The 2,781-nt window shown below is 72.4% G+C and carries 2 protein-coding genes and 1 pseudogene; 2 read left to right on the top strand and 1 reads right to left on the bottom strand.

Translation table 11 applies throughout. From position 1 onward, the window contains the following. Nucleotides 1-85: 85 nt before the first annotated feature. Nucleotides 86-316, top strand: a complete 231-nt coding sequence (locus TA90_RS07995) for a PTS sugar transporter subunit IIB (protein WP_043535670.1) — start codon at nt 86-88, stop codon at nt 314-316. After that, nucleotides 313-771 (top strand): PTS sugar transporter subunit IIA, encoded by a 459-nt coding sequence (locus TA90_RS07990; RefSeq protein ID WP_043535668.1) that lies wholly within the window; start codon nt 313-315, stop codon nt 769-771. The genes TA90_RS07995 and TA90_RS07990 overlap by 4 nt, the downstream gene beginning before the upstream one ends. A 93-nt stretch (nt 772-864) precedes the next feature. Here TA90_RS07990 and malQ read toward each other — a convergent pair. Then, nucleotides 865-2,781 (bottom strand): annotated as a pseudogene (gene malQ, locus TA90_RS07985) (4-alpha-glucanotransferase); the annotation flags it as partial.

The raw sequence follows: 2,781 nt of genomic DNA, 5'->3' as shown, positions 1-2,781 counted from the left end.
GGGGACCGGAGTGGTCGGCACGCGTGTTAACCTCACAGCAACACCGCCCGATTGGGACGGCGGTCACACATCCGAGGAGCACATCATGAGTCAGGCAGAGACGATCCTCAAGGCACTGGGCGGCTGGGACAACATCGACGACATCGAGGCCTGCATCACCCGCATCCGCGTCGACGTCGAGGACGATTCCCTGGTGGACGACGCCGCCCTCAAGGAGGCCGGCGCCTTCGGCGTCGTCAAGGTCGGCAACTCCATCCAGGTGGTGATGGGCCCCCAGGCCGACACCATCGTCTCGGACATCGAAGACCTCAGGTGACCCTCCAGGTCCTCGCCCCGACCTCGGGGCGGGTCGTGGCGATGGAGGAGGTCTCCGACCCCGTCTTCGCCCAGGGACTCGTCGGTCCCGGGGCCGCCCTCGTCCACGACGGGGACGGACCCCAGGACGTCCTCTCCCCGGTCGACGGGCGGATCGTCAAGCTCCACCCCCACGCCTTCGTCATCGTCCACGGGTCGGGCCCCGGGGTCCTCGTCCACCTCGGCATCGACACGGTGAAGCTGGAGGGTGAGGGCTTCACCCTGCTCCACGAGGAGGGGGACGAGGTCGCCGCCGGCGATCCGGTCATCTCCTGGGACCCCGCCGCGGTCCGTGCACGCGGGTTGGACCCGGTCGTGCCCGTGGTCGTCATGGACCTCGCCGGCCTGGAACTCAGGACGGTCCTCGACCCCGGCGCCGAGGCGCACCGGGGGCAGCCACTCCTCGAGATCGCCTGAGACCGCGGGGCCTCCCCCGCCCCACTGGGCCCGCGCGCCCGGCGACACCCCGCCCGCGCGCGGCACACCCCACCTCCCGCAGGACGGCCCGTCTCAGCGCACGCCCCGGTCCATGATGTCGAGCAGGGCGTCGAACCGGTCGTCCCCGGGCAGGTCCTCGACATGGACCTCCGAACCCTCCGCGTCGCACAGTGGCACGCACCAGTTCGGGTACTCACGGTTCGTCCCCGGCAGGTTCTGGGGTCTGCGGTCCCCCACCGCGTCCACCAGGGAGGCGGCGACGAGGCGCGAGGGCGTGCGCGCGATGTAGCGGTGCAGTGCCTCCACGACCTCCCGGGCCGAGGGGTCGGGCGTGGTCAGCAGGCCGTACTCGCGCAGACGGGCCATCATCTGCTCCAGTTCGACCCGGTCCGTGGCCCGGACCTTCTCCACGTCCTCCACGAGCAGGCCCAACCTCGCACGCAGCGTCGTCTGGATGCCCTCCAGGTACCCGGCCGTCGGCGGGAGGTCGTGGGTGTTCACGGTGGCCAGGACCTCCCGACGGTACTGCTCCGCCTTCAGCGGCCAGCCGGAGGGCTCCTTCTCGAACCAGAGGACGGACGTCCCCAGGATCCCGCGGGAGGACAGGTAGTCACGCACCCAGGGCTCGACGGTGCCCAGGTCCTCACCGATCACGACCGCGCCGGCCCGCTGGGCCTCCAGGAGCAGCACCCCCACCATCGCCTCGTGGTCGAAGTGGACGTAGACGCCCTCGGAGGCCTCGGCCCCGGCGGGGATCCACCACAGGCGGAAGAGCCCCAGGATGTGGTCGATGCGCACGGCGCCCGCGTGGGCCAGCACCGCGCGCAGCATGTCACGCAGCGGCCGGTAGGCACTGCGCTCGAGGGCACGGGGCGACCACGGGGGCTGTGACCAGTCCTGGCCCTGCTGGGAGTACATGTCCGGGGGAGCTCCCACGGTCATCCCCCGGGCGAACATGCCCGGCTCGGACCAGGTCTCCGACCCGTGGGGGTGCACACCCACCGCGAGGTCCGCCATCACGCCGATGCCCATGCCCAGTCGCGTCGCGACGGACTGGGCGTGCCCGAGTTGTTCGTGGGCGACCCACTGGCACCAGGTCCAGAAGTCGATCCGGTCCGCGAGGTCCAGGCGGGCGGCGTCCACCCCCGGGGTGCCGGCACAGGCGAGCTCCTCGGGGAGGGTCAGGGCCTCGTTGCGTTCCACCAGGGCGCACCACAGGGCGAAGGAGGCGAGGTCCTCCCCGCCGCGCCGGGTGAACGCCCGCAGGGCAGACTCCCGGTGGTAGCTGCGCGGGGCCGCGTGGATGACCTCGAGGGCCTTCCGCTTGGCCTCCCACACGCGGTCGCGGTCGATGAGGGATCCGCCCTCGTCCATGCCCACGGCCGCGAGCCGGAGCTCCTCCACCTTGCCGCGCAGCTTCTCGGGCAGGCCGGCGTACTCGGCGATGGCCTCCGGACGCACGTAGATCGGGTTCACCCAGCGCCGGGTGACGGGCAGGTAGGGGGAGGGCTCCATCGGCGCCACCGGGGAGGAGGCGTGGACGGGGTTGATGAGCAGGAAGTCCGCGCCACGCTCGGCGCACACCGCGGCCAGGTCCGCGAGGTCCTCCGCGTCACCGATGCCCCAGGACCGCGAGGACCGCACCGAGTAGGCCTGCGCCGAGACTCCCCAGTGCCGGTGGCCGTCGGCGAGGGCCGGGGGGCCAGCCGATCGGGGACGACGACGAGGGCGCCCGAGTGCACGGCCCCGCCCTCGATCGTCACGACCACCCGGTGCCACCCCAGGGGCAGGTCCCCGGGGACCTCGAATGTCGCACGTCCCACCATGTGCCCGTCCACGGAGCGGGGGGGCACCCACCGGTCGAGCTGGCGCAGGTCGCCGCGACCTCCGTCCTCGAGGACGTAGGAGACGGTCACCCAGGAACCGTCGGGGACGTGCACGGGCAGCTCACGGGTGCTCCCCCTGCGCACGACGGTGCACGGCGGGACG

The sequence above is a fragment of the Actinomyces polynesiensis genome (assembly GCF_000820725.1).
Lineage (GTDB): Bacteria > Actinomycetota > Actinomycetes > Actinomycetales > Actinomycetaceae > Pauljensenia > Pauljensenia polynesiensis.
Note: the sequence above shows the minus strand (reverse complement) of the source record. Positions and strands in the feature narration are given on the sequence as shown.

Excerpts from the sequence above, each read along its gene's own strand:
- TA90_RS07995 (WP_043535670.1), top strand. The coding sequence starts at position 86 with ATGAGTCAGGCAGAGACGATCCTCAAGGCACTGGGCGGCTGGGACAAC.